Source organism: Nonomuraea typhae (assembly GCF_009760925.1).
GTDB classification, from domain to species: domain Bacteria; phylum Actinomycetota; class Actinomycetes; order Streptosporangiales; family Streptosporangiaceae; genus Nonomuraea; species Nonomuraea typhae.
Genome location: NZ_VRLV01000005.1, coordinates 349,485 through 374,278, shown reverse-complemented (window position 1 = coordinate 374,278; position 24,794 = coordinate 349,485). Strand labels below are relative to the sequence as shown.

27 protein-coding genes are annotated in these 24,794 nt (G+C 69.4%); 13 read left to right on the top strand and 14 right to left on the bottom strand.

Features of this window, described 5'->3' with window-relative positions; translation table 11 throughout:
- Window positions 1–67 precede the first annotated feature (67 nt).
- The 4 genes from FVE25_RS21195 to FVE25_RS21180 form a co-directional block, all read right to left on the bottom strand.
- Window positions 68–754, bottom strand: coding sequence for a type II secretion system F family protein (locus FVE25_RS21195; protein ID WP_157248738.1), 687 nt, complete (start codon window positions 752–754; stop codon window positions 68–70).
- Entirely contained in the window at window positions 751–1,926 is a 1,176-nt protein-coding gene (locus FVE25_RS21190; RefSeq protein ID WP_157248737.1) for a TadA family conjugal transfer-associated ATPase, read from the bottom strand. Before FVE25_RS21190 ends, FVE25_RS21195 begins: the two co-directional genes overlap by 4 nt.
- On the bottom strand, window positions 1,926–2,969 hold the full coding sequence (gene ssd / locus FVE25_RS21185; protein WP_157248736.1) for a septum site-determining protein Ssd: 1,044 nt from the start codon (window positions 2,967–2,969) through the stop codon (window positions 1,926–1,928). Before ssd ends, FVE25_RS21190 begins: the two co-directional genes overlap by 1 nt.
- Before the next feature lie 695 nt (window positions 2,970–3,664).
- On the bottom strand, window positions 3,665–4,390 hold the full coding sequence (locus tag FVE25_RS21180) for a Fic family protein (RefSeq protein ID WP_157248735.1): 726 nt from the start codon (window positions 4,388–4,390) through the stop codon (window positions 3,665–3,667).
- A 238-nt stretch (window positions 4,391–4,628) separates the two neighbouring features.
- Here FVE25_RS21180 and acs point away from each other — a divergent pair, with 238 nt between their 5' ends.
- The 6 genes from acs to FVE25_RS21150 all read left to right on the top strand — a co-directional run bounded on the left by acs (window position 4,629) and on the right by FVE25_RS21150 (window position 10,445).
- Window positions 4,629–6,602 carry an acetate--CoA ligase gene (gene acs / locus FVE25_RS21175; protein WP_157248734.1) on the top strand — a complete coding sequence of 658 codons (1,974 nt, stop codon included), beginning with the start codon at window positions 4,629–4,631 and terminating at the stop codon, window positions 6,600–6,602.
- Window positions 6,603–6,745: 143 nt separating this feature from the next.
- Window positions 6,746–7,954, top strand: coding sequence for a Na+/H+ antiporter NhaA (nhaA, locus tag FVE25_RS21170; RefSeq protein WP_157248733.1), 1,209 nt, complete (start codon window positions 6,746–6,748; stop codon window positions 7,952–7,954).
- A gap of 31 nt (window positions 7,955–7,985) precedes the next feature.
- Window positions 7,986–8,462, top strand: coding sequence for a phage holin family protein (locus FVE25_RS21165; RefSeq protein ID WP_157248732.1), 477 nt, complete (start codon window positions 7,986–7,988; stop codon window positions 8,460–8,462).
- Window positions 8,452–9,366 (top strand): alpha/beta fold hydrolase, encoded by a 915-nt coding sequence (locus FVE25_RS21160; protein ID WP_157248731.1) that lies wholly within the window; start codon window positions 8,452–8,454, stop codon window positions 9,364–9,366. Before FVE25_RS21165 ends, FVE25_RS21160 begins: the two co-directional genes overlap by 11 nt.
- Window positions 9,363–9,809: a DUF309 domain-containing protein gene (locus FVE25_RS21155; protein WP_157248730.1), complete on the top strand. Its 447-nt coding sequence runs from the start codon at window positions 9,363–9,365 to the stop codon at window positions 9,807–9,809. Before FVE25_RS21160 ends, FVE25_RS21155 begins: the two co-directional genes overlap by 4 nt.
- Window positions 9,810–9,830: 21 nt before the next feature.
- Window positions 9,831–10,445 (top strand): pentapeptide repeat-containing protein, encoded by a 615-nt coding sequence (locus FVE25_RS21150; RefSeq protein WP_157248729.1) that lies wholly within the window; start codon window positions 9,831–9,833, stop codon window positions 10,443–10,445.
- Here FVE25_RS21150 and FVE25_RS21145 read toward each other — a convergent pair.
- A complete protein-coding gene (locus FVE25_RS21145) occupies window positions 10,442–11,632 on the bottom strand; it encodes a MarP family serine protease (RefSeq protein ID WP_157248728.1) in 1,191 nt (396 codons plus the stop codon). The two genes, FVE25_RS21150 and FVE25_RS21145, sit on opposite strands and share 4 nt — an antisense overlap.
- An 81-nt stretch (window positions 11,633–11,713) precedes the next feature.
- Between FVE25_RS21145 and FVE25_RS21140 the strand changes: the two genes are divergently transcribed.
- Complete coding sequence (locus tag FVE25_RS21140; protein ID WP_157248727.1) at window positions 11,714–12,028, top strand: HEAT repeat domain-containing protein; 315 nt, start codon at window positions 11,714–11,716, stop codon at window positions 12,026–12,028.
- Here FVE25_RS21140 and FVE25_RS21135 read toward each other — a convergent pair.
- The gene (locus tag FVE25_RS21135; RefSeq protein WP_246267243.1) at window positions 11,975–12,625 is read right to left on the bottom strand and encodes an NUDIX hydrolase; all 651 of its coding nucleotides are present in this window, start codon (window positions 12,623–12,625) and stop codon (window positions 11,975–11,977) included. The genes FVE25_RS21140 and FVE25_RS21135 overlap by 54 nt on opposite strands.
- Window positions 12,626–12,685: 60 nt before the next feature.
- On the bottom strand, window positions 12,686–13,387 hold the full coding sequence (gene nth / locus FVE25_RS21130) for an endonuclease III (RefSeq protein WP_157248726.1): 702 nt from the start codon (window positions 13,385–13,387) through the stop codon (window positions 12,686–12,688).
- A gap of 62 nt (window positions 13,388–13,449) precedes the next feature.
- Between nth and FVE25_RS21125 the strand changes: the two genes are divergently transcribed.
- On the top strand, window positions 13,450–14,130 hold the full coding sequence (locus FVE25_RS21125) for a Crp/Fnr family transcriptional regulator (RefSeq protein ID WP_157248725.1): 681 nt from the start codon (window positions 13,450–13,452) through the stop codon (window positions 14,128–14,130).
- Between the two features lie 882 nt (window positions 14,131–15,012).
- On the top strand, window positions 15,013–15,405 hold the full coding sequence (locus FVE25_RS21120; RefSeq protein WP_219825593.1) for a DUF6193 family natural product biosynthesis protein: 393 nt from the start codon (window positions 15,013–15,015) through the stop codon (window positions 15,403–15,405).
- Between the two features lie 158 nt (window positions 15,406–15,563).
- Here FVE25_RS21120 and FVE25_RS21115 read toward each other — a convergent pair whose 3' ends face one another.
- On the bottom strand, window positions 15,564–15,983 hold the full coding sequence (locus FVE25_RS21115; protein ID WP_157248724.1) for a hypothetical protein: 420 nt from the start codon (window positions 15,981–15,983) through the stop codon (window positions 15,564–15,566).
- A 737-nt stretch (window positions 15,984–16,720) separates the two neighbouring features.
- Here FVE25_RS21115 and FVE25_RS21110 point away from each other — a divergent pair.
- A complete protein-coding gene (locus tag FVE25_RS21110) occupies window positions 16,721–17,410 on the top strand; it encodes a nucleotidyltransferase domain-containing protein (protein ID WP_219825592.1) in 690 nt (229 codons plus the stop codon).
- A gap of 666 nt (window positions 17,411–18,076) precedes the next feature.
- Here the strand turns inward: FVE25_RS21110 and FVE25_RS21105 are convergent.
- Together FVE25_RS21105 and FVE25_RS21100 are read right to left on the bottom strand one after the other, a co-directional pair.
- On the bottom strand, window positions 18,077–18,574 hold the full coding sequence (locus FVE25_RS21105; RefSeq protein WP_157248722.1) for a hypothetical protein: 498 nt from the start codon (window positions 18,572–18,574) through the stop codon (window positions 18,077–18,079).
- Window positions 18,575–18,652: 78 nt separating this feature from the next.
- Window positions 18,653–19,012, bottom strand: a complete 360-nt coding sequence (locus tag FVE25_RS21100) for a DUF4267 domain-containing protein (protein WP_219825591.1) — start codon at window positions 19,010–19,012, stop codon at window positions 18,653–18,655.
- A gap of 84 nt (window positions 19,013–19,096) precedes the next feature.
- On the opposite strand from FVE25_RS21100, the gene FVE25_RS21095 reads away from it, so the two are divergent.
- Window positions 19,097–19,672 carry a TetR/AcrR family transcriptional regulator gene (locus FVE25_RS21095; RefSeq protein ID WP_157248720.1) on the top strand — a complete coding sequence of 192 codons (576 nt, stop codon included), beginning with the start codon at window positions 19,097–19,099 and terminating at the stop codon, window positions 19,670–19,672.
- Window positions 19,673–19,776: 104 nt separating this feature from the next.
- Here the strand turns inward: FVE25_RS21095 and FVE25_RS21090 are convergent, their stop codons facing one another.
- Both FVE25_RS21090 and FVE25_RS21085 read right to left on the bottom strand, forming a co-directional pair.
- Entirely contained in the window at window positions 19,777–20,508 is a 732-nt protein-coding gene (locus FVE25_RS21090) for an SAM-dependent methyltransferase (protein ID WP_157248719.1), read from the bottom strand.
- Between the two features lie 43 nt (window positions 20,509–20,551).
- Window positions 20,552–21,757, bottom strand: coding sequence for a cytochrome P450 (locus FVE25_RS21085; RefSeq protein ID WP_157248718.1), 1,206 nt, complete (start codon window positions 21,755–21,757; stop codon window positions 20,552–20,554).
- 140 nt (window positions 21,758–21,897) lie between these two features.
- Here FVE25_RS21085 and FVE25_RS21080 point away from each other — a divergent pair, with 140 nt between their 5' ends.
- Window positions 21,898–22,500, top strand: coding sequence for a hypothetical protein (locus FVE25_RS21080; RefSeq protein WP_157248717.1), 603 nt, complete (start codon window positions 21,898–21,900; stop codon window positions 22,498–22,500).
- Between the two features lie 10 nt (window positions 22,501–22,510).
- On the opposite strand, the gene FVE25_RS55280 is transcribed toward FVE25_RS21080, so the two are convergent.
- Window positions 22,511–22,726, bottom strand: a complete 216-nt coding sequence (locus tag FVE25_RS55280; RefSeq protein ID WP_246267295.1) for a DinB family protein — start codon at window positions 22,724–22,726, stop codon at window positions 22,511–22,513.
- A 417-nt stretch (window positions 22,727–23,143) separates the two neighbouring features.
- On the opposite strand from FVE25_RS55280, the gene FVE25_RS21070 reads away from it, so the two are divergent.
- Entirely contained in the window at window positions 23,144–23,611 is a 468-nt protein-coding gene (locus FVE25_RS21070) for a GbsR/MarR family transcriptional regulator (RefSeq protein ID WP_157248716.1), read from the top strand.
- Window positions 23,612–23,741: 130 nt separating this feature from the next.
- Here the strand turns inward: FVE25_RS21070 and FVE25_RS21065 are convergent, their stop codons facing one another.
- On the bottom strand, window positions 23,742–24,671 hold the full coding sequence (locus tag FVE25_RS21065; protein ID WP_157248715.1) for an alpha/beta hydrolase: 930 nt from the start codon (window positions 24,669–24,671) through the stop codon (window positions 23,742–23,744).
- Between the last annotated feature and the right edge of the window lie 123 nt (window positions 24,672–24,794).

The window sequence follows — 24,794 nt, the reverse complement described above, 5'->3', positions numbered from 1 at the left end:
GAACCCACACCCACACCGCCAGCCCGGCAGCCACCGCGCACAGCACAGCCAGCACCGAACCACCCCCTCACGAATCCTGGGCCGCCAAGGCCATCCGCCCCGTCCACCACATCCCGCAGGCGACCAGCGAGACCCCACCCACCAGGCACCCCACCCCGACCAGCCCGCCGAACAAGAAGTCCAGCGGCCGCATCCCCAGCGCCGACGCCATCACCAGCCCCAGCAACGGCAGGACGGCCAGCAGCCGGGCCGTGGCCCTGGGGCCCGCGAGCTGGGCGGCGACCTCCTGGCGGTGTGCCCGGGCGGCGCGCAGCGTGGCGGCCACGCGTTCGGCCAGTGCGGCCATGCCGCCCCCGACGCCCACGCCCACCCGCCAGCAGGCGGCCAGCCTGGCCAGCCCTTCCCCACCGGGTACGGCGGCAGCGGTGGCCAGGGCCGCGGCCACGTCACCGCCGTCGCGGGCCGCGGCGGTGACCTCCCGCAGGTTCTCGGGCAGGTCCACCGTGGCGATGGCCCGGACCATGGCCTCGCCGGGCGTCCGGCCGGCCGCGAGTTCCGCGGACAGCGCGTGACACAGTTCGATGGTCGCCTGCCGCCACGCCTCGGCCCGATGCGCCGGACGCTGCCGGGTGAGCGTCCATCGAGCCGCGGGCCGGCGGGCGGTCAGGCGGGCCAGCCGTACGGCGGCGGCCGATGGGCCGGTCCACACCCAGGCCGCCAGGCCGGCGAGCACGGCAGCCAGGATCGGGGTCATCGCGGCTCCCCCAGGCGGGCCATCAAGGCTGGGTAGGCGGGGCCGAAGCTCAGGTCGGGTGTGAACGCGACCGCCTGCCGGGCTTCGACGAGCCCGGAGGAGGGCGTCCTGGTCAGCAGGCAGATCTCCGCGACCCGCCGACGGCCGTCGGCCCGGCCGCGGGTCAGGTGGACGACCACGTCCAGCGCCGCGGCGAGCTGGCTGTGCACGGCCTCCCGGCTGAGTCCGGCCGCGCAGGCCAGCGCCTCCAGGCGGGCGGGCACGTCGGCGGCGTTGTTGGCGTGCAGGGTGCCGCAGCCGCCCTCGTGGCCGGTGTTCAGGGCGGCCAGCAGGTCGACGACCTCGGCTCCGCGGACCTCCCCGACCACCAGCCGGTCGGGGCGCATGCGCAGCGCCTGGCGTACCAGGTCGCGGAGCCCGACCCCGCCGGCGCCCTCCAGGTTGGCGGGCCTGGACTCCAGGCGGACCACGTGGGGGTGTTCGGGGCGCAGCTCGGCCGAGTCTTCCACCAGCAGCAGGCGTTCGCCGGGGTCGGCCAGCGACAACAGGGCGGACAGCAGGGTCGTCTTGCCGGTGCCGGTGCCGCCGGTGACCAGGAAGGCCAGCCGGGCGGCGACCACGGCGCGCAGGATGCGCACCGCCTCCGGGCGGAGGGTCCGGGCGGTCACCAGGGCGTCCAGCGTGAACGTCTGGCGCGGCGGCAGCCGCAGCGACACGCACGTGCCCTCGGCGGCCACGGGCGGCAGCACGGCGTGGAGGCGGACGCCCCCGGCCAGGCGGGCGTCCACGTAGGGGCAGGCGTCGTCCAGCCGCCGTCCCGCCGCGGCGGCCAGGCGCTGGGCCAGCCTGCGCACGGCGTCGTCGTCGGGGAAGGTCACTCGGGTACGGCGCAGCCCGCGGCCGTCGTCCACCCAGACCTCGCCGGGTCCGTTGACCAGGACGTCGGTGACGTCGGGGGCGGCCAGCAGCGGCTCCAGCGGGCCGGCGCCGATCAGGTCGGCGCTCAGCGCCCTCGCCACGGCCAGGATCTCGGCATCGCCGTACACGGACTTCTCGGCGCGCAGCGCGAGGGCGACCTGGGCGGCGCTGGGCTCGACGCCGGCGCGGGCCAGGCGGGCGCGGACGGCTTCCACAAGGCTGGTGTCGATGGCCTCGACCAGGCCGGAGTCCATCAGCTGCCCGCGACGAGGGTGTGGACGAGGTTGCCGCACAGGGTGCCGAGGGCGGTGCGGGTGCCGAGGCGCGGGAGTTCGCCGCGGTTGAGGGCGGCCGGGAGGCGGGGGTGGTCGGGCAGGCGTCCGGCGCAGGGGATGCCGAGGGTTTCCGCGACGGCCTGGTCGCTCAGGACGCCGGGCCTGGTCACGACTCTGGCGTCGGCCGTGTGCCTGGCGAGCTCGCGCAGGACCTGGCCCGCGGCCAGGACGCCGCGTACGTCGGCGGTGACCACGAGGAGGGTGGTCTCGGCTCTGGCCAGCGCCTCGGCGGCGGCGGGGTCCAGGTGGCGGGGAAGGTCGGCGACCACCAGGTCGAAGCCGCGGCGGCCGGCCTCCAGGACCGAGCGCATGGCGGCGGGCGGGATGGGGGCGACCTCGCCTCTGCCGAAGCTGAGCAGCGCCAGGTCGCCGAAGGCCGGGAGGGCGGCCTGTAGGGCGCCGGCGTTGATGCGGCCCTCTCTGGCCATCAGGTCGCCCCAGCGGGCTCCTGCCGCGTCCTCACGGCCGAGCAGGGCGTCGATGCCGCCGCCCAGGCGGTCGGCGTCCACGAGCAGTGTGCGCAGGCGGTCGCCGGACGCCTTCAGCGCCAGGCAGGCGGACAGGACGCTGGCTCCCGCGCCGCCGCGGCCGCCGGCCACGCAGGCGATGACCCCCGCGCGGGAGGCGGGCTCCAGCGCGTCGGCGAACTCCTCCACCAGGCGGCGCTCGTCGTCGGGCAGGTCGATGACCGCCTGGGCGCCCACCGCCACGCAGCGCCGCCAGGCGCCGGGGTCGGACAGGTCGCGGGTGGCGAGGAAGACGCGTTCGCGGGCGGGCGGGCCGGTGGCGGCGAGTTCCTCGGCGAGGTCGTCACCGACGACGACCACGGGGGCGACGCCCCACTGGGGGCGGGCGAGGGCGGGGCTGTGGGCGACGTCGAGCTGGGCGCCGGCGGCCGCGGCCACGCGGACGAGGTCGTCGAGGAGCGCTGGGTCCTCGGTGATGACGAGGGGTCGGGTCATCGGATCCTCCCGGGCGGGTTGGGAGGACAACGATGCGATGCCGGCGGGCTCGCCCGCGCAGCCGAACGGGGTTCTGTGGACAGACCGGCGGCTGTGGAAAAGAGGCGACCCCCGCCGGGGGGGAGAGCGGGGGTCGCCGTACCGGTCCGGCTCCGGGGGGGTAGAGCCGGTCCCGTTTCAGAAGAAAGCTTTCAACACTTAACCAGAGCATGGCAAGGGACTTGCAAAGCTAACCCATGCACAGTCGCTCCAGTTTCGGGAGATACCACCGTATGCTGCCCGATCGACTCGAGTTTCGTCGAGGAGCAATCTCGTATTTTCGCTAAGTTTTTTCGCCCGAAGCTAACGATCACATAAAGGAGATCACGCAGCGTGATCATCACGGCGAGGTAACCGTGAGGCCCGCTCGCGTCGGGCCCAGAGGTCCGACCGCTCCGCCACGGCGCGGTAAAGGTCTTGGTCGTAGGGCTTCCCATCAGGGCGAATCCGACGTACAAAGGTGACACGGACCACTTGTCCGGGTGCGTCAGCCGGGTACCCACGCGCGACCAGCCGCGGGAGGCGCGTCGAGACGGGCTTGACCCGATCCGACGAATACAGGTGCACGCTTGGTAACCCGGTGTGATGCGCGGCAGACGGCGTCTCACCCAATCGAGGCGCCGTCAGCTATGTCCGCCCACGGGCCACCCCCTCGACTACCCCCGCTGCATGGCCTCACAGACGGCCGTGGTCTCCCGCGCCCCGAGGCTCACCGCCGAGGCACACTGGCATACCCACGCGGCGACTCCCTCGGGCGTCCCGGTCAGGTACGCCTTCAGGCCGGCCTCGTAGTCCTGCTCCAGATGGCCCACCTCGATCGCGACCAGCGACTTCGGATCCAGGCCGTACTCCACCAGCGTCAGCCGCTCGGCCGCCCGCGCGACCACCCCGTCCGCGCTGCCGAACGGCTTCAGTACGGCCAGCTCCGCGTGCACGATCGCGGCCAGGACCACCGCCGGCGCCTTCGTGGGCGTCTCCAGCAGCCCGAACAGCGCCTCCACGCGCGGCCCGGACGCAGCGGGCCGCCCCAGGTCCTCGGCGGGGACCAGACCGGCCGCCGCCACCGCGTGCAGCCGCGCCAGCACCTGCCGGGGAGCCTTGCGCCAGGTCGGGCCCAGCCGGCCCAGCTCGGCGGAGGCGCGCAGCGCCCCCTGCACGACCGGATCGCCGACCTCGTCGGCCCGCAGCGCCTCCAGCGTCACGTCCGCACCGGCCAGCGCGGAGGAGGCCCGCGCCCCGCGCAACGACGACTCGGTGGAGACCGCCGGACTGGCCCGGCGCAGGACCCGGTGCCGGTAAAGCCGGTCGACGGACTTACGCGCCTCGTCGACGGCTTCGGCAACACCGGGAAGCTGGGCGACTGCGGCCAGTGGGTCACTCACGCGTCAGACCTTACCTGCGGGTAACTCGAGGGAGCGCCCAGGGGGCCCATAAACCCCCACGAATTGGCCCGTTCCAGCATTCTATGCTTTCAAAATGACAACGTTTCAATTGCGACTGTAATGACGTCTGATAAACCGGGCCGCTGGTACGGACCTGTCTAGACCTCTTGTGTGAGCCACCGGCGACCTGGTGAAGTGGGACACGACCTAACCAACCTGGCCATAGAAGGAGCATGAGGTGGCCCCGGAGACCCCTGGCACCGAGACCCAGGCGCTGTCGAACCTGCTGCAGGAAAGCCGCCGGTTCGCACCACCCGCCGACCTGGCCTCGTCCGCGAACGTCACGTCAGCCGCGTATGACGAGGCGGCCGCCGACCGTCTCGGGTTCTGGGAGCGTGCCGCAGACCGGCTGACCTGGGCCAAGCGCTGGGACACCACGCTCGAGTGGAACCCGCCCTTCGCCAAGTGGTTCACCGGCGGGCAGCTGAACATCGCCTACAACTGCGTCGACCGGCACGTCGAGGCCGGTCGGGGCGACAAGGTCGCCTACCACTGGGAGGGCGAGCCCGAGGGCGACAGCCGTACCCTCACCTACGCCGACCTCCAGCGCGAGGTCAACAAGACCGCGAACGCGCTCACCGAGCTGGGGGTGGGCAAGGGCGACCGGGTCGCGATCTACATGCCGATGATCCCCGAGCTGCCGATCGCGATGCTGGCCTGCGCCCGCATCGGCGCGGTCCACTCGGTGGTGTTCGGCGGCTTCTCGGCCACCGCGCTCAAGAGCCGCATCGACGACGCCGACGCCAAGCTGGTCATCACCGCCGACGGCGGCTACCGCAGGGGCGCGCCGTCCGCGCTCAAGCCGACCGTGGACGAGGCCGTCGCCGAGTGCCCGCAGATCGAGCACGTGCTCGTCGTCCGCCGGACAAATCAGGAAATTTCCACGTACGACCGCGATGTCTTCTGGGCCGACATCGTCGAGCGCCAGAGCGACCAGCACACCGCCGAGCCCCACGAGGCCGAGGACCCGCTGTTCATCCTGTACACCAGCGGCACCACCGGAAAGCCGAAGGGCATCCTGCACACCAGCGGCGGCTACCTCACCCAGACGTCCTGGACGCACCACGCGGTCTTCGACCTCAAGCCCGAGACCGACATCTACTGGTGCACCGCCGACATCGGCTGGGTGACCGGCCACTCCTACATCGTGTACGGCCCGCTGGCCAACGGCGCCACCAGCGTGATCTACGAGGGCACCCCCGACACCCCGCACCGCGGCCGGTTCTGGGAGATCGTCCAGAAGTACAAGGTCACGATCCTCTACACCGCGCCGACCGCGATCCGGACGTTCATGAAGTGGGGCGACGACATCCCCGCGAAGTTCGACATGTCATCCCTGCGCATCCTCGGCTCCGTGGGCGAGCCCATCAACCCCGAGGCCTACGTCTGGTACCGCGAGCACATCGGCGCCAGCCGTACCCCGGTCGTGGACACGTGGTGGCAGACGGAGACCGGCGCGATCATGATTAGCCCGCTCCCGGGCGTGACCAGCGCCAAGCCGGGCGCCGCGATGACCCCGCTGCCGGGCATCGTCGCCGACGTGGTCGACGACCAGGGCCACAGCGTCCCCAACGGAGGCGGCGGCTACCTGGCCATCCGCGAGCCGTGGCCGTCGATGCTGCGCACGATCTGGGGCGACGACCAGCGCTACATCGACACCTACTGGTCGCGCTTCGAGGGCATGTACTTCGCCGGCGACGGCGCCAAGCGCGACGAGGACGGCGACATCTGGCTGCTCGGCCGGGTCGACGACGTCATGCTCGTCTCCGGGCACAACATCTCCACCACCGAGGTGGAGTCGGCGCTGGTCAGCCACCCGAAGGTGGCCGAGGCGGCGGTCGTGGGCGCCACCGACCCGGTGACCGGCCAGGCGATCGTCTCCTTCGTCATCCTGCGCGGCACCGCGGAGGAGGGCGCGGACATCGCCACCGAGCTGCGCAACCACGTGGCCAAGACGCTCGGCCCGATCGCCAAGCCGCGCCAGATCCTGGTCGTGCCCGAGCTGCCGAAGACGCGCTCCGGCAAGATCATGCGGCGTCTGCTGCGTGACGTGGCGGAGAACCGCAGCGTCGGCGACGTCACCACGCTGGCCGACAGCACGGTGATGAACCTCATCGCGGAGAAGCTCCCGAGCGCGAAGAGCGAGGACTGACACACCCCGGAAAAGCCCCCATAACCCCGAACAGGGGATATGGGGGCTTTCCCATGTAGATTTGTCGGGAGGTGTGCCGGGAAGTCTGGTCGGCGACAGGGGGACCCGACCCCGAAACCCGCCATGCCCGAGGGGGACTCACGTTGCGCCGCGCCGCCGAGATCTGGCCGTTCCGGCCCACCGTCCGCTACGCCCGCACGCTCGCCGAAGCGCTGCGCGCGGAGACGATCGGCGGCATCGTCATGCTCGTGGCCACGGTCGCCGCGCTGATCTGGGCCAACGTCGCCTACGACAGCTACGCCGCCCTGCGCGACACCGAGATCCTCGGTCTCGAACTGGTCAAATGGGCCCAGAACGGCCTCCTGGCCATCTTCTTCTTCGTGGCCGGACTCGAGGTCAAGGAGGAGTTCGTCCACGGCGAACTCAGCAACCTCCGCAAGGCCGCGCTCCCGATCATCGCCGCCCTCTCCGGCATGGTCGTCCCGGCCCTCGTGTATCTCCTGGTCAGCTGGGGCGCCCACGAATCCGGCCGCGGGTGGGCCATCCCCACCGCCACCGACATCGCCTTCGCCCTCGCCGTCCTGGCCGTCACCGCCAGCGCCATGCCCCCGGCGCTCCGGGCGTTCCTGCTGACCAGCGCCGTCGTCGACGACCTGGGCGCCATCTCCATCATCGCGATCTTCTACACCGAGCACCTCAACCTGATCATGCTGGCCATCGGCGCGGCGCTCATCGCGCTCTACGGATACCTGCAGGCCAAGCGGATCACCAGCCTCTGGATCCACCTGCCGCTGGCCGTACTGGCCTGGTACTTCGTCGAAGTGAGCGGCGTCCACGCCACCGTCGCCGGCGTGGCGCTGGGTCTGCTCACCCGCGTGTGGGCCCGGGACGACGAGGAACGCTCCCCCTCCGAGGCCGCCGACCACTACCTCCGGCCCGTGTCGGCCGGCTTCGCCGTACCCGTCTTCGCGTTCTTGTCGGCGGGGGTGCAACTCAACGCCGCAAGCCTGAGCGGTATCTTCTCGGATCGGGTAGTTCTGGGGGTGGTGGCGGGTCTCGTGCTCGGCAAGTTCCTCGGGGTTTTCGGCGGCGCCTGGCTGTCGGTACGGCTCGGCCTGGCAAGACTGTCGGAAGAGCTGCACTGGCGGGACATGGCGGCGGTGTCCTTGCTGGCCGGAATCGGGTTCACGGTGTCGTTGCTGATTGGCGACCTCGCCTATGGGCACGATCCACAACGCGCGGACGCCGTCACCACGGGGATCCTCGCCGCCAGCCTCGTCGCCTCGGTGCTGGCAGCGGTGCTCCTCCACATCCGGGTACGCAATCGCCGCACTGCGCTGGATGATGTTTGACACGGCCACCAGGCCCCGATAGGAGACGTTCATGCCGCAGACCCCGGAAGAGGAATCCCTGGGCTCTCTCGTCGCCCAGGCGAGCCAGCAGATCTCGACGCTGGTCCGCTCGGAGATCGAGCTGGCCAAGGCCGAGCTCAGGTTCGACGCCAAGCGGGTCGGCACCGCCACCGGCCTGTTCGCCGCCGCGGCGTTCATGGCGCACCTGTGCCTGATCCTGCTCTCGTTCACCATCGCCTACGTGCTCGACCAGTGGTTGCCGACGTGGGCCGCCTTCCTGATCGTGACCGTGTTCTACCTGCTGGTCGCGGGGCTGATGGTGTTCATCGGGATACGCAGGCTCAAGGGCCTGGCCGGGATGAAGCGCACCGCCCGCTCCCTCAAGGGCCTGAAGGAGATCGCCGACCCGGACGACGCCGACGGCGGCCCGGCCCTGGCCGCCGCCGGGCCGACCGCGGGCATCACCGGGTCACACCGCGAGCCGGTGGTGAAGCCGGATGGCACCTGACGAGTCGGTCGTCCAGATCGAGGGGCCCTGGACACACCGCGCCGTACACGCCGGCGGCACCCGCTTCCACATCGTCGAAGCCGGTGACGGGCCGCTGGTGCTGCTGCTGCACGGCTTCCCGCAGTTCTGGTGGACCTGGCGGCGCCAGCTCGTCTCCCTGGCCGCCGCCGGGTACCGAGCGGTCGCCGTCGACCTGCGCGGCTACGGCGGCAGCGACAAACCGCCCCGCGGCTACGACCTGCCCACCCTCGCCGGCGACGCCACCGGCCTGATCAGGGCGCTCGGCGAGACCGGCGCGATCGTCGTCGGCCACGACTGGGGCGGCCTGCTGGCCTGGACCATGGCGGTCATGGACGCGAAGAGCGTCCGCCGCCTGGTCGCCGTCGGCGCCCCGCACCCGCTCCGGATGCGCGCCTCCCTGCGCAACCCCGGCCAGCTCCGCGCCGGCGCCCACGCGTTCGGCTTCCAGCTGCCGATCCTGCCCGAGCGCAGGCTCGTCGCCCACGACGCCGCCCTGGTGGGCAGGCTGCTGGAGTCCTGGTCGCGGCCAGGCTGGCCGGACGAGGAGAGCGCCCGCATCTACCGCGAGGCCTTCCGCATTCCGGCGGTGGCCCACCTCGCCCTGGAGTACCACCGCTGGTTCGGCCGCTCCCAGCTTCGGCCCGACGGGCTGCGGTACGCCAGGGCCATGCGCACCGAGGTCGAGGCGCCCACCCTGCAGATCCACGGCGCCCTCGACACCTGCGTCCTCCCCCGCACCGCGCAGGGCTCCGGCCGGCACGTCGCCGCGCCGTACCGCTGGAGGCTGATCGACGGAGCGGGGCACTTCCCCCATGAGGAGACACCCGAGGTGTTCAACGCAGAACTGCTCGGGTGGCTATCCGACCCGGAGCCGGATCGATGAGAGATCGCGACACCGAGGGCAGGCCGCGCAACGCCCGCCCTCGCGACGAGTTCGGCCGTCCCATGCCGTACGGCGCGGCCGGCGTGCCCCGAGTGCCCGACGACTACGCCCCGACCACCGAGCAGGCGCTCCAGGACGGCCGCCAGTACCTGTCCGAGCGCAAGCCCTTCCACGCCCACGAGGTGTTCGAGGGCCGCTGGAAGTGCGCCCCCGAGGACGAGCGCGAGCTCTGGCAGGGCCTGGCGCAGATCTGCGTCGGCCTGACCCACCTGCAGCGCGGCAACGGGCGCGGCGCGGTGACCCTCTTCAGCCGCGGCGCCGCCCGCATCCAGGGGTACGGCCCGCCGTACGACCAGGTGGGGAGGGCGGCGACCGGCCTGGGAGAGGACAGCGACCCGGACGAGTCCATCGCCCTGATCCTGCGCGAGCTCGAACTGTCGTAGCCCGCGGCTAGCCTGGCTCGCATGGCCGAACGCAAGCATGGACTGCCCGCCCCGCCCACGGAGTCCGCGATCAGGTCCGGTGAGTGGGACGGGCGCGACCTCGACCACGAGACGTTCCGTCGGGTGCTCTTCGTCGACGTGGACATGACCGAGATGATCAACCGCGGCTCGGCCTTCGAGGAGTGCACGTTCTCGCAGGTGCGCTTCAACGTCTCCGAGCACGACGACGCCAGCTTCGTCAACTGCACGTTCAAGCGCTGCTCGCTCTTCGACGCCACGTTCCGGGCGTGCAAGTTCACCGGCAGCATGTTCGACGGCTGCACCTTCGGGCTGCTGAAGGTGGCGGGCGGCGACTGGTCGTTCACCGGCCTGCCCGGCGCCGACCTGCGCGGCAGCTCCTTCAGCGAGGTGCGGCTGCGGGAGGCCGACCTGACCGGGGCCAGGCTGGAGAAGTCCGAGCTGCTGCGCTGCGACCTGTCGGGCGCCTGGCTCCACAGCGCCGACCTGACCTCCTGCGACCTGCGCGGCAGCGACCTCAGCGCGCTCGACCCGCAGGTCACGAGCATCAAGAAGGCGATCATCGACACCGTTCAGGCGACCGTCGTCGCCGGCGCGCTGGGCTTCGAGGTCCGTTAGTCGCAGCGCTGGGTGCTGGCCGGGCTGACGTCGGTACGGCCGGCCGTGTAGTCCGGGCGCACCTCGTTGGCGGTCAGCACGTAGCCGGTCTCGGCCTTGCCGGTGGCGGCGGCGAAGATCACTCCGTAGACGTCGCCGTTGACGGTGAGCAGCGGGCCGCCGGAGTTGCCCGGCAGCACCTTGCCACGGACTTCGTACACCTGGCGGGTGACGGTGGTGCTGCGGTAGATGTCGGGGCCCTCCGCCGGGATCGCGCCACGGATGCGGGCGGGCTCGGCGGTGAAGCCCTTGCCCTTGGGGAAGCCGGCGATGATCGCGCTGTCGCCGCGCTCGGCCTGGCTGTCGAAGTCGAGCTGGGGCAGGTTGAGGCCGGGCACGTGGAGCACCGCGATGTCGCGCAGCGGGTTGTAGCGGACCACGGTGGCCGGGCGGCGGGTGCCCTCCTTGTCGATGACCTCCAGGTCACGGGTGACGCCGGCGACCACGTGCGCGTTGGTCATGATGCGGTCGCGGGCGAAGACGAAGCCGGTGCCCTCGATGTGCTTGTTGCAGCTTTCCGCGTTGCCCTGGACCTTCACGATCGACTCGCGGGCCTTCTTCAGCTTCGGCCCCTGCAGCACGCTGACGTCGGGCGGCGGGACGTTGACGAGCTGGTTGCCGCCGATCGCGTCGAAGACCGGCGGGAACTCCGAGTTGTCGATGAACTGCTTGAACGGCTGCTGCCAGTTGCGCGCCGCCTGCGGCAGGGCCTCGTCGACCGTGGTGAGCAGCAGCGAGTCCTTGACCTGGGTGACCAGCGGCGTGAACGACGTCGAGACGATCAGCGAGCCGATCAGCCACGCGATGACCAGCACCGACAGCGCGCTGGCGAAGGTGCCGCCGACCGAGTCGGCCAGCTTGGCCGGCTCCCAGGTGACGTGCGAGCGCACCACCGCGCCCAGCGTCGAGGAGGCGAACTGCCCGATCGTGGCGGTCAGGAAGACGATCACGATGGCCAGCAGCGCCTGCTCGGTCGGGCCGCCCACCACCGCCTTGGAGATCGGGGGCGCGATGAACACCCCGAGCACGGCGCCGCCGACGAAACCCACGAAGCTCATGACGCCGATGATGAATCCCTGCCGGTAACCCGAGATGCCGAAGGCGATCACGAGGCCGATCAAGATGAGGTCAAGCAGATCACCGCGCACGCTTCAAAGGTAACCAGCAACAGGGTCAAGTGTGCACGCCTTCGGGCAGGACGCCCTTACCCCCCGAGCTACCGTGAGCACGTGGGCGATCTTCTCGAGGCCGCTCTGGCCGACCCGAATCCCGACGGACCCGCCAGAAGGCGTGCGATCAGCGCGCTGCGCGAGCGGGGCGACCTCGCGTCCTTCACCCTGGCCCGGCGGCTGTGCGCGGCGGAGAGCGCCGCTGAGCGCCTGCTGGGGGTGCACATCATCGTCGAGCTCGCCGCCTTCCGCGATCGGGCGCTGCCCATCCTGCGCTACCTCGCGGTCGGGGACGACGACCCGGGCGTCCGCTACGCCGCCCTAGCCTCGGCGGGACAGCTTGACCGCCTCGGGCGGAAGGTCCTCGGTCACTGACGGGTCCCACGGCCCGGCCAGCCCGCTCATCCCCAGCACCCCGTCGAGCAGGCTGGCGGTGAACCCCCACACCAGCATCCCCCGCACCCTGAACGCCGGGCCTGAATACCCGCCCGGGTGCCGCAACGTCATCCGGTTGGCCGGATCCACCAGCTCCGCGATCGGCACCCGCTCCACCGACTCCACCTCGTCGGGCGCGGCCGCGTGCACCGCCGACGGCGCGTGCCACCAGCCCAGGACCGGGGTGACCCGGTTGTCGCTGCGCCAGATGTACAGCTCCGGCATCGTGCAGACGACGGTCACGCCCTGGGGCAGCAGTCCCGTCTCCTCCTCGGCCTCACGCAGCGCCGCCCCGATCGGGCCGCCGTCCTCGGGGTCCACGCCACCGCCGGGGAAGGCGGGCTGGCCCGCGTGCCTGCGCCCGCGGGAGCTGCGCTGGATCAGCAGCACGTCGGGCCCCATCGGGCCCTCGCCGAACAGCAGCAGCACCGCCGCCCGCCGGCCGCTTCCGTTGGCGGGCGGGTGCATGCCTAGGGGAGGTTGAGCTTGTACGGCTTCCGCCGCCAGTCGGTCGAGCCAGTCGGGCACCTGCGTCACGAACACCTCCAACGCCGCAGACCCCTCTGGGGCTTCCCGCTGGGTCACGATTCCCGGCGGTTATGAGAAGGGGCCGGAGCGGACGAGCTTCTGGGCGGCCTTCTCCTCCGTGGGGCCGGTGCCGTACGCGGGGCAGAGCGCGGCCAGGGGGCAGACGCCGCAGGCGGGCTTGCGGGCGTGGCAGATGCGGCGGCCGTGCCAGATGACGCGATGGGAGAAGATGGTCCACTCGCGCTTGGGGATGAGCTCGCCCACGACGTGCTCGATCTTGACCGGGTCGGTCTCTTCGGTCCAGCCGAAGCGGCGGACGAGGCGCTGGAAGTGGGTGTCGACGGTCAGCCCTGGGACGTCGAAGGCGTTGCCGAGGACGACGTTGGCGGTCTTGCGGCCGACGCCGGGCAGGGTGACGAGATCCTTGAGCTTGCCGGGGACTTCGCCGCCGTAGCGGTCGCAGACGGCCTGGGCCATGCCGATGATCGAATTGGTCTTGGCCCGGAAGAAGCCGGTGGACTTGATGATCGTTTCCATCTCGGCGCGGTCGGCCGCGGCGTAGTCCTGCACTGTCGGATATTTCGCGAAAAGGGTTGGAGTAACCATGTTGACCCTTTTGTCCGTACACTGCGCCGAGAGAATCGTCGCGACCAGCAGCTCGAGCGGGGAACCAAAGTCGAGCTCGCAGTGGGCGTCGGGGTAAGTTTCCGCCAGTATGCGATTCATCCTGCGCGCACGTCGCACCAGGGCGAGTCTGGACTCAGTCGGCATCCCCCTAGCCTAAGTGTGCTGCGGGGAGTGGGGTGAGTCACAATGGCAGCAGAGGAGGCAGAGTGAACACCGAAGACGTGCTGGGCAAGGCCCCCCTGTTCGCCGCGCTCGACCGAGAGAGCGCAGCGGCGCTGCGCACAAGCATTACCGAAGTCCAGCTGTCCAAGGGACAGACGCTCTTCCACGAGAACGAGACGGGCGACCGTCTCTACGTCGTGCTCGAAGGCAAGATCAAACTCTCCCGCCAGTCACCCGACGGCCGCGAGAACCTGCTGAGCGTGCTTGGACCAAGCGAAATGTTCGGGGAACTGTCGCTGTTCGATCCCCGGCCACGGACCGCCACCGCCACGGCCCTGACCGACGTACGGCTGGCCGGGCTCGGGCATGACGACCTGCGACCATGGCTGACCGGGCGGCCCGAGGTGGCGTTGCACCTGCTGCGCGCACTGGCGCAGCGGCTCCGCCGTACCAACGACGTCCTGGCGGACCTGGTCTTCACGGACGTGCCCGGACGAGTGGCGAAACAACTGTTGGACCTGGCCGAACGCTTCGGCACCAAGACGGACGACGGGTTGCGCGTCCACCATGACCTGACCCAGGAAGAATTGGCCCAGTTGGTGGGCGCTTCAAGGGAGACGGTGAACAAGGCGCTGGCCGACTTCGCGCAGCGGGGCTGGCTGCGCATCGAGGCCAAGGCCGTCGTCATCCTGGACATGGACCGACTCCACAACCGGTCACGCTAAACGGCCCTAAAAGCAAGGTCCTTGCCAAAAGGCCAAAAAGCAAGGTCCTTCCCAGGAAGCGCGCTTCGCGCGATGGGGCTCGGGCTCCCCTCAGTGGGGGGCCGAGCCCCCCACACCCCCTGCCGGGGACCTCCCGGCCCCCGGACCCCCGAGCGCTGACCGGGCACGGGTGCAGGGCGCCGATCCGCAGGATCCGGCAGGCAACGAGAAGCCCAGCATCATCGTGTGATCGAGTCCTTCCTACGAGGAGTCGGCCCGAGCCGTTGTCGCTCCGGCGGAATCAAGGCACGCCTCAGCCGCCGACCGAATCCAGCTCGACCAGGGCGCGCAACCGCCCGCCGTACCTCCAAGCACAGCGAGTGCTGTGACCGGAAAGGTTCACCAGGCTGCTCGCCCGTCGACGTAGTCAACTGAGCGCCGAGCGATGGCGAGTGGACCTAGACAGCCACGAACCCTGAAGTTGCAACGAACATCTAAGTGCACATGAAGAAGATCTTCGCCCTGGGCTTGGCAGCCGCAGCAGTCACAGGAGCCCTGTTGACTCACCCCGCCGAGGCGTCCATCAAGCGGTACAACCACCCCTGCCAAGGTGTCAGCGCTTGCAGGGACGAGAAGACTGACGGCGAGATGTGGCAGGTCATGACGCCTGCCTGGGGCTCAGGGTCGTCACCCACGTCAGCAAGGAGCTCCACACCGCAATACACCATGCCGAAACGGCCACATTTCACCGTGTGATGACACAGCACCCGAGCCGCTGAACGCGGCATACGCGAAGATCAGGACTTATCGACAAGCTAAGCCCGAAGCCCAAGGCGAGCTGTCGACACCCGGCAGCCGCCCTGCCCTCGCCTCGAATAGGCACCATCATGCATGATGCCCGTCATGACGACCCGCCCTCCAAGCGCCGACCTGGTCGAAGCCGGCTGGCAGGAGGTGCGCGAGGATGGACGCCTCCCTCCCGACCTGGTGGAGACCGCCTATGCCGAGCCGCGTCTGCGACAGCTCTTCCCTTGGACCGGGATGATGGAACTGCACTTCAGCCGCTGCACGGACCCCCGCTGGACCTGGGACATCCCCTACATCAAAGCCGCTGCAGGGCGCGGCTATCAGGTGGATGGTCCCCACCGCGGCCAGCGGGTGGGGTACGCCGCGACAGCCGCACATGCCGTCGCGATGGTGGTGGAACACCTTCCGCCTGGGTGCGGGCCCGCCTTCGTCGGCACTCCAGCAGAGCTTGCCGCCCACGAAGCGGCTTCACACCCGTTGGAAGGTTAATCACAAGGTCAGTGCCCGTTCCGATTCTCGGCAGGTGATCACGATCGTCCGTTGGCCGCTCGCGTACAGCTGAGGTCGGCGCACGACCCTCGAGAAGAAGAGGCCGACGTCGCCGCGACCATGCTCGCGGGCAAGGCGATCAGTTGCCGGGCTGACTCCTAGCCGACCTTCGTCATGACCACGAGCAGGTATTTGCCCTGATCGTATGGGGTTGTGGTGGTCGCCCCGAGGCTGCGGACGGCCTCCGGTTCATACGGCGCGACGCTGAGGGGCGTGTCCTTCCACCGGGCGGAATCCAGGGAGATCCCTTGTTCCCGCTCAACCCCGGGGACCCAGCCGGCCTTTGCAAGGCGATCGCGCGCTACGGCCATGCCCTCCTCGTGGGAGCTCGCGCCCACATCCATGACCAGGATGTCGTCAATCTGGATGGTGTTGCGATAGATGGGGTCGACGAAGGTCTTCTCCACCACACGGCCGATGCCGGACACTTCACGGACGGCTCCCGCCTCCGCCCTGAACGTCACCTGAAAGAGCCCGCAGCCCGCCGTCGAAACCACCGCACACACCACGAACACCATGACCGAGATGATCCGGCCTCGACTCATAGCCATCAGTGATCACCCTCTCAGCGCCGTTCTCGGCATAGCACCAACAATGATCGCGGAAGTGGGGCCATGTGGGGCCAAATCCGACAGATATTGGTCTCGTGGCCTGCTCTCCGCTAATCGGGCAGAGGTCCGGCCATTCCCGGTCTGCGCCACCGGATCCGGCCAGATCACCGCCACGTCATCGGGGGCGGCACCGTTGCGGTCCCCTACACCAGACAGCCGGACCCCGATCCTTAGGCCGGACAACGAGTACCGCGGACGACGTCACCCGCTGCGCGGCATAGGTCGTTGTGGCTCGCCAGGAACAGCGATCTGGGGTCGTCGTCGTCGGAGTTCCGTTGAGAGGTGGGCGGCGAGCTGAGTCTTCGTGCCTGCCAGGAGTGCGGGGGGCCGTTCTGGCTGGCTCGATGCGGCCGCAGGCGGTGTTCTGCTGCGGTGCATGCCGCGCGCAGTATCGGCGATGGACTCAAGGGGCGCGGATCAAGTCCATACGGCAGGAGGCGCCGGCTATGCCGGAACAGCCACAATCCGCTAGGTGCAGGGGGATGTGACCATCGCGCTGAACCCGGCAAACGCGCAGATCGATATGGCCGCATCACCATAGGCTTCGCCATGGAAACCACCACGGCACAGCAAATCCCGACTTTTGGGGCCTTATGACGAGCGTTCGGTATCCCACACCCCTACACGAACGGGTGCTCGATGAAATGCTGGCCGAACTGCGTGCTGATCCCAACGTGCAAGGAGTGATGCTGGGCGGATCACTCGCGCGTGGGACCGCACGCCCCGATTCCGACCTGGATGTCTTCGTGGTCACCGCCGAGAACGACGATGACGCCCCGTGGCGCCGCCGGCGCCGCCTCCTGCCCGTGGACCTGCTGGCCTACACCGCCAACGACTGGCGTGGACGCTTTTGCCCACATCGTGTCGGGGATGAGTCGTGGGGATATGCGTTCATGGACGGCATCATCCTGGAAGACCCGGCAGGCGCCCTCGCCCAACTCCTCGCCGAAGCCGCAGAGATCCACGCGTGCTACCGGGTACCAGCGCACATCAAGGCCCACTATGACTGGCTATGGAAGCATGTGCGCCCCAAGATGCTGGCCGTACTCCAACGCGGCGATCCCGTCGAGATCGGCTGGGCGGCAGCCGCGATGACCAACGAGGTAGTCCGAACCGTCTGGGCTGCGAACGACTTGCCCAACCCGTCACTCGACCTCGGGACCTTCCAGCGGCACCTGGACGGCCTTACTGTGCCTCCGGATGCTCCAGACCGGCTCCGCGACATGCTCCAGGCCCCGCCCAAACAGGCACTGCAGCTACAACTGGACCTGATCACATTGGTCGAACCCCACCTAGTGAAGCCCTCCGTGGAGCTGCGCCCGATTGAGGACTAGAGCATCAATCGCGAAGTTCGGCACTCAAGCGGCACGCTCAGTCCGAGGTGTGCTCACGACCCCGCTCGTCCCCGCGCTCTCGTTGGCGACAGCCTGCACCAGTCCGCTGGCCGCACTCCGCGACAATCACCGTCACTATGACCGTCCCCGGCGGCATCAGCGTGGCCACGGATTCCACGACGTCGAGGCCAGCCATCGCGGGCGCGTGCAGTACACAGGTGTGTCAGCGAACAGGGCGGCGGCTGGAAAGTAGCCGGCGCTCCGTTGAATCGGTTCGCCGTCCACGAGCATCAGTACGCGACAAGGACGGACCGCCACGCCCGCGCCGGGCCGTCTCGGCTCGTCTGGACCTCGCCCTGTCGCGGCTCGCCGTCGATCAGCCCGACGAGGCCGGACGGATCACCCTCGCAGCCATCACCAGCCGGATACTCGTCCCGTCGGGCTACTGGCGAGCCAGAGAAGTGATCAGGGCCGTCGAAGAACGCCGCCTTCCCGAAGCGGGTGAGCTCCGTGAGGCATACCGGGAGCTGAGCGCCCGCCAGACCTGGAGATCATTCCGCTTGGCGCTCCAGCTGCCAAGAGACCCGCCGCTGGCGAACCGTTGGGACGGTGTCGAGCTGGGTCGCTGCCACGTTGGCCTAGCCGGTCAAGGGCCGGTTCGGTGGATCAGTTCACACAGTCCTGGTTGGTGAGGGCGAGCGCCAGCTCCTCCAGGCGTCCCTGCCGGTTGACGCCGAACATGTAGTACGCCTTGGAGTTGCCCGGCACCTTGACGCTCGGGTTGCCCTCGGTGCGCGTGTTCACCTTCGGGTATGCCTTCTTGATCTGCTTCATCGTCGCGCCCAGCCCGATGCCCTCGGGGGTCTTCATGCCCTTGCCGGCGAAGATGACCGCCACGCCGAGGCGCTTGGACAGGAAGAATCCGGCCGAGTCCTTACCGGTGGGGTGGCTCTTCAGGTCCCAGATCGAGCAGGCGTCCGTGCCGAGGCCCGACTTGTGCACGACCTTGCCCGTCGCCTTGGCCTGCTTGGCGCTCATCCCGAGCTTCACCGCACCGTAGCCGTAAGGGCCGAGTGCGGGGGCCTTGGCCGCCTGCGCGAGCGCGGGGGTGCCGGCGACGAGCACGGCTCCGGCGGCGATTACGGCGGCAAAGGTCTTCTTCATGGTGGCGTTCCTCCCGATGCGATCACTCAACTCTCTGTTGGAGTACCCGCGGCCGAGAAAGGTTGCCCCACTTTTCGCTCACGCCAGGATCAGAATGGCCGCGACCACCGCCATCACCGCGGCGGTGAGGCCGTGGACGCCGAACCCCACCGCCCGCGGACCCTCGTTCCTGAGCACGACCACCATGTCGCCCAGCGGGGCGAACACACTGGCGAGAATCAGCCAGCCGAGCATGAGCTGGTTTCCCGTTACCAGGGCCGGGAGTATGACGAGCCCGGCCGTGATGTCCCGCACGCCCTTGACGGTCAGATACGCGTTCATGGACACGGGAACCCCGTAGCCCGCCGCCGACGCGACCGGCTGCAGCAGGAAGCGGATGCCGATGAGGATGATCCCGACGGCGACCAGTCCGGCAATCCAGGTGGCGATGGTGACCACGCCTTCTCCTTCGATCGTTGCTAGAAGTGTTAGCAACGCTAGACTAGCGGCGCTCATCTGTCTAGCGGTGCTAGCATCGGGAGGGTGTCCACCCAGCAGCGCAGAGAACGCGAACGCGCCCAGCGCCACGATCTGATCATCAAGACCGCCCGCAAGCTGGCCGAGTCCGAAGGCTGGGACGCGGTGACCACCCGCCGCCTGGCTGACGAGATCGAGTACAGCCAGCCGGTCCTGTACAGCCATTTCGCCGGCAAGGACGCCATCGTCGCGGCAGTGGCGCTGGAGGGCTTCGCGGAACTGGCCGTGCGCCTGCGCGCCGCGACCCGGACGGGCGAGCCGCGGGCCGCGCTGGAGGGGCTGGCCAGGGCCTATATAACGTTCGCCGAGGAGAACCCCGCGCTGTACGACGCCATGTTCACGATGGCCGTGGACCTGCCGTTCGGCCAGGACGACACCCCGGAGCCGCTTCGGGACGGCTTCCAGGCGCTTTTGTCCGGGATCGCACAGTTCGCCGACGGCCGCAACCCGGCGATCCTGACGGAGGTCACCTGGAGCGCCCTGCACGGGCTGATCGTCCTGTCCCGCGGCGGCCGACTCCCCGCCTCAGGTCGCGAGGCCCGCCTGACGCTGCTGCTCGACCAGCTCAGCGCCACCCGCTGATCCAGCCACGAACTTAAAGCCGCACAGCGCACCCGATCACGTAGAGCACCCGGGGTCTTCGCAGATCAGGGCCCGTGGTGAGAGGCAGAGTATGAGGTCCCTGGCTATGACGCGCGACGCAGCAGCAGGGTGACGAAGCCGAGCTTGCCGCGGTACCCCTTGAGCCACATGTCACGGTGCTCCAGCGCGGCCGCGAGCGCGGTGTCGCCGTCGGGCCCCGGGTTGTCCATCGCCCAGCGGATCAGCGACCCGGTCCACGACCACTCGTACTCGTCCCACTCACCCAGCGAGCTGGTGTGCGCGTAGACCGTGCGATACCCGGCCCCCTCCGCCTGGGCGACAAGTCCGGCCAAGTCGGGATATGTGCCGATCTCAGCCTCCAGTTCGGGCGACGGCGGCGTCTCCCAGTACCCCTCGCCCACCAGCACCAGCCCATCCGCCCGGACCAGCCGCCCGATCGCCCGCAAGCTCGGCGTGAGACCGTCGAAGGCGTGCGTGGAGCCGACACAGAGCACGAGATCGTACGGCTCGGCCGCACGGAAGTCCGCCGCCCCCATCTCGTGCAGCCGGATGCGCTCCCCCAGCCCACGCGCCTCGGCATCCTTGGCCGCAGCCTCCAGGGCACCGGTGGAAACATCCACACCATCGGCGGTAGAGCCGGGGAACAACTCCAGCGCCCGCAATGTCCACATCGCCTCGCCACAGCCGAGGTCGAGGATGCGGGCGCCCTCGCGGAGCCTGGTGCGCCCCAGCAGCTTGTCCAGGTTGGCGGCGCTCACCGGAGCGGCGATCGGATGGTCGGAATGGGCGATGTTACTGATCAGAGAACGGTCCATAAGCGGACAAATCTACACCCGGCTGATGCACGGCCGCCCCAAGTCACCACACGACGGGCAGTTCCGCGAAGCCGTCCCCGATCATCCCCTTAGTGCGCGGCAGCTTTTCCACGGGTACGGCCGGCCGCAGGTCGGGAAAGCGCTGGAACAGCCTGCTGAACACGGCCGTCAGCTCGACCCTGGCCAGATGGGAGCCGACGCACAGCCGCGGGCCGTACCCGAAGCTCAGATGCGGGTCCGTCTGCGGACGCCGGATGTCGAACACATCCGGATCCGGATAGACCCGCTCATCCCGATTGGCCACCCCCAGGAACAGCACCACGGCCTCGCCCTTGCGAATCGTCACGTTCCCGATCTCGACGTCCTCGTGGGCGTATCGCGGCATGCCGCTCACGCTCGTCACGGCCATGCGCAGGATCTCCTCGACCGCGCCCGGAGCCAGCCCGGGGTCGGCCTTGAGCAGCTCGAGCTGGCCGGGGTTGGCGAGCAGGAACAGCACACCGTAGTCGATGCGCTTGACCGTGGTCTCATGACCGGCCCACAACACCGTGCCGGCCAGCTCGGCGACCGTCCCGACCTCGTCCAGCTCGCCGGCCAGGTCCGACAGCAGGTCCTCGGCCGGCTCCCGCCGCTTGCGCTCGATCAGCGCCGCCATGTACGCGCTCATCTCGTCCCGTGCGGCCTGGCTCTTCTCCCGGTCGAGCATGTCTCCCATACGCGCGGACATTCCGCCGAAGAGCGCCCTGTCCTCGAACGGCACGCCGAGCAACTGGCAGATGACCAGCAGCGGCACCGGCCGGGACAGCTCGGCGTGCAGGTCCGCCGGTTGCGGCAGCGTGGCGAAGTGGTCGAGCCGCTCGTCGACCAGCGAGCCCACGTGATCGCTGAGCGCCTTCATCCGGCGGGCGGTGAACGACTTCATGATCAGCTTGCGCAGGTACTCGTGCTCGGCCTTCTCGGTGGCCAGGTCGCCCCGGGCGCCAAGGCTCCGGGCCAGCGCGCCGCTCGGGCCGCCGATCACCGCCGAGCCGGACACCCGCGCCGCCTTCTCCGGCTCCGGATGGGAGCGTCCGAGCCGGGGATCGACCAAGAGCTTGCGGACGTCTTCGTACCCGGTGGCCAGCCAGACCTCATCGCCCGCCTGGGTGCGGACCCTGGCGATGCCCTCCTTGATCCGGAGCTCCCGATACTCCCTGGGCACGTCGAGCAGGCTGTCGCGGGCGAACGGAATAGCCGGAAGAGCAGACATAGAAGCTTCTCCAATACGGAACGGAAACCATCTTTTCCAGTATTTGACAGCTCCTTAACAATTTCTGTAAAGGCGAGCCGGTCAGATGGAGCTCCAGCCTTTTCGAAACTCCGTCCCGATGGCCGCCACATACTGGAGACATGGTGATTGTCGATGTGGTGCTGGAAACGTACGACGCGGTGGGCTTCACCGCCTGGCCCATCGCCCAGCCGAGCGCCGATCGCCTTCTCACCCTCTCCGGCCGGCTGTCGTCACCCGAAGTGGGGACCGCCATGGCCGTCGTCTTCACCTACAACGACATCCCGGTGGGCGACGACCTGACCGCGCCCCAGCTGGAAGACCACCTGGCCGAGACGGGGGGCCTGATCGCCCCGGGCGGGCTGCGGTTCCGTGACACCGCCACGAACGTCCACGTCACGACCGGATGCTGCTTCGGGCTGGAGAACTGGCGCGACTGGCAGGACCTCGCCCACGGATACGCCCCCTGGCTCGGCCACGACCCCGAACTCCTGGCCGAACATCACGACCACGCCATCCGGCTCCGGCAGGACCGGCACCGCGATCATCCGCCGGCGGCGGTCGAGATCACCCGCACCGACATACCCGCACTGCTCACCTCGGCGCAACGGCAGCTCAGCGGATTCCTCGACCTCGTCCACGCCTGGACCGCCCACACCGCCCCCGGCCTGGCCGGCACACTCATCGGCGCGCTCGACCGGAACCTGCGGATCAACGAGCAATGAAATAACGATGCTATTGATGCTTCGTATGGCGCGCATAAAGGTCACGCAGCAGCGCGATTTCGGCGCCGTGGTGAATGGCCTCACGGTTGATATGCAGGATCAGCGCGGCTTCCGGCGCGTTCTCGAAGAATGGTTCCCGCTCCCCGCAGGGTTCGGTGAGGCCGTCTTCACCCAGACTCCGCACGCCCGTGATCCACCGGTCATAAGCCTCGTCGAGTTGCGCCAGCGCCTCCTCAGCGGTCCCCGCGTAGGGGTGCGACTCGTAACTTCGCGCCGGCCCGCCGAATGGCGCATGGCCCGGGTGCCGAAGACTCCGACGATGATGTGCGCCATTCGCCAGGCGATCGTGGTCACGGGCACCGGCCGGGGCTCCGGCTGGGCGAACTCGATCACCAGGGGGCCGTCACCGACGAACCCGCCCGGCTCGGCCAGCTCACGTGGCCGCAGGGACCAGCAGCCCGGCACGGGCTCCCAGAGGTACTCCTCGGTGGTCAACCCGTCGAGCCGGGGGCGAAGCTGGTTGGTCCAGTGTCGGTCGAGCTGGTCAAGAAGTTCCTTGTTCCACTCCACCCTGATGAGCATGCCGTATGACCGCTCAATTCAGGAGAGTCTGAAAATACTAAAACGCGCTAGGGTGACGGCCATGAGCGCTCCGCACGGCCCCAGCCGCGAGCACGTGCTCGACTGGGTCGAGCGGGTGGCCGCCTTCGTCTCCGAGGAATGGGGACTGACCCCGATCACGGGCCGCATCATGGGCTGGCTGATGGCCTGCGACCCGCCGGAGCAGTCGGCCGGCGAGATCGCCGAGGCCATCGGGGCCAGCCGCGCCTCGCTGACCACGAACATGCAACTGCTCACCTCCATCCGGCTGGTGCGCCGCCTCCGCAAGCCGGGCGAGCGGATCGTCTACTACCGCATCGAGGACGACGCCTGGTCGAAGGTCATCCGCCAGAAGCTGGCCGCCTTCGCCGCCTTCGACCAACTGGCCGAGGAAGGGCTCGAGCTCGGGTTGAACGAGAGGGCGGGAACCGAGCGCATCCGCTCGGCACGCGCCTCCATCGCCGCCCTGTCGGCCGTCCTCGACCGGATGGGCCCTGCTCAGAACGCATAGCGCAGGATCCGGCCGCCTTGCCCCGGCAGGGCGGCGACCGCCGGGCTCGCAGCTCCATCAAGTCACCCCGGCGCGCGGCTGTCCGGCGCTCGCGCGTGCAGGGTGAGGCGGAGCGTCTCCTGGATCGGCGTCATCGCCGCATCGCCTCGACCGTCTCGATCGTGGGGACCGGCGTGGCCTCGGGCAGCCTGGTCTTGCGCAGGTAGGTGTCGAACCAGCCCACCGCCAGCGCCATCGCCTCCTCCAGGCCGGGCCCGGTGTAGAGGCCGAGCACGTCGTAGGGCAGGATCTCCAGCCGCTTCGGCTCCCCGGCGCGGTTGAACGCGCTCTGCGCCTCCTCCAGCACGTGGTAGGGGTCCCAGCCGCCGTTGGCGATCATGAGGAGCGGGGTGGGGGCGAGCCGGTCGATGAGGTTCTCCGGCGCCCAGGTCAGCAGGTGCTCGGTGGAGTCGAGCGTCTTTTCGTTGCGATAGGTCGGGAAGACCTGCTCGGACAGGGCCGGCGCGTCCTTGACATTCTCGTGGCCGAGCGTGAGGTGCGGCACCCGGGCGCTCTCCCCCGTCTCGTAACGTTGCTGCCAGTCGGCGTCGAGCCGGTCGCGCAGCGCCCGCAGTCCCTCCCGGCCGAGCAGGCGCTCCAGGTAACGCCAGCCGTTCCAGACGCTGGGGCTCTGCACGACCACCGCCTTGGCCCGGCGGTCGAGCGCGGCGGCCTGCACGGCGACCGACCCGCCCGCGCTGACGCCCCACAGCCCGATGCGCTCGGCCAGCACCTCGGGGCGGCCCTGGAGGTAGGAGATCGCGCTGCGGAAGTCCTCCACCTGCCGTTCCGGGTGGTCGAGGCCGCGTGGCTCGCCCTCGCTGGACCCGACGGTGCGGTAGTCGATCGCGAGTACGGCGAAGCCCGCGCGCACGAAGTAGGGCGCGAAGAAGGCGAGCGCTTCCTTGACCATGACGCCGCTGTGGCCCAGGACCAGGGCGGGCGCCGGGGTCTGCGCGGGCAGGTAGAGGTCCGCGGCGCAGGTGGTGCCGAGGCTGTTGAACGTCACGTGCTCAGGCATGAGTACCCTCCATGAAAGCCAGTTATTTCAGTTTTGACTGAAACGACTAGCAATGTCAATACCCTCTAAACTAATGATCGAAATCCCGGAAACGGCAACAAAAGTTGTCCGCAGCGCCGGGCG

Excerpts from the sequence above, each read along its gene's own strand:
- FVE25_RS21085 (WP_157248718.1), bottom strand. The coding sequence starts at position 21,757 with ATGTCTGCTCTTCCGGCTATTCCGTTCGCCCGCGACAGCCTGCTCGAC.
- ssd (WP_157248736.1), bottom strand. The coding sequence starts at position 2,969 with ATGACCCGACCCCTCGTCATCACCGAGGACCCAGCGCTCCTCGACGAC.
- FVE25_RS21165 (WP_157248732.1), top strand. The coding sequence starts at position 7,986 with ATGCCGCAGACCCCGGAAGAGGAATCCCTGGGCTCTCTCGTCGCCCAG.
- FVE25_RS21110 (WP_219825592.1), top strand. The coding sequence starts at position 16,721 with ATGCTGGCCGAACTGCGTGCTGATCCCAACGTGCAAGGAGTGATGCTG.
- FVE25_RS21120 (WP_219825593.1), top strand. The coding sequence starts at position 15,013 with ATGACGACCCGCCCTCCAAGCGCCGACCTGGTCGAAGCCGGCTGGCAG.
- FVE25_RS21105 (WP_157248722.1), bottom strand. The coding sequence starts at position 18,574 with ATGAAGAAGACCTTTGCCGCCGTAATCGCCGCCGGAGCCGTGCTCGTC.
- FVE25_RS21195 (WP_157248738.1), bottom strand. The coding sequence starts at position 754 with ATGACCCCGATCCTGGCTGCCGTGCTCGCCGGCCTGGCGGCCTGGGTG.
- FVE25_RS21155 (WP_157248730.1), top strand. The coding sequence starts at position 9,363 with ATGAGAGATCGCGACACCGAGGGCAGGCCGCGCAACGCCCGCCCTCGC.
- FVE25_RS21150 (WP_157248729.1), top strand. The coding sequence starts at position 9,831 with ATGGCCGAACGCAAGCATGGACTGCCCGCCCCGCCCACGGAGTCCGCG.
- nth (WP_157248726.1), bottom strand. The coding sequence starts at position 13,387 with ATGCCGACTGAGTCCAGACTCGCCCTGGTGCGACGTGCGCGCAGGATG.
- FVE25_RS21065 (WP_157248715.1), bottom strand. The coding sequence starts at position 24,671 with ATGCCTGAGCACGTGACGTTCAACAGCCTCGGCACCACCTGCGCCGCG.
- FVE25_RS21080 (WP_157248717.1), top strand. The coding sequence starts at position 21,898 with ATGGTGATTGTCGATGTGGTGCTGGAAACGTACGACGCGGTGGGCTTC.
- FVE25_RS21190 (WP_157248737.1), bottom strand. The coding sequence starts at position 1,926 with ATGGACTCCGGCCTGGTCGAGGCCATCGACACCAGCCTTGTGGAAGCC.
- FVE25_RS21115 (WP_157248724.1), bottom strand. The coding sequence starts at position 15,983 with ATGGTGTTCGTGGTGTGTGCGGTGGTTTCGACGGCGGGCTGCGGGCTC.
- FVE25_RS21160 (WP_157248731.1), top strand. The coding sequence starts at position 8,452 with ATGGCACCTGACGAGTCGGTCGTCCAGATCGAGGGGCCCTGGACACAC.
- FVE25_RS21090 (WP_157248719.1), bottom strand. The coding sequence starts at position 20,508 with ATGGACCGTTCTCTGATCAGTAACATCGCCCATTCCGACCATCCGATC.
- FVE25_RS21070 (WP_157248716.1), top strand. The coding sequence starts at position 23,144 with ATGAGCGCTCCGCACGGCCCCAGCCGCGAGCACGTGCTCGACTGGGTC.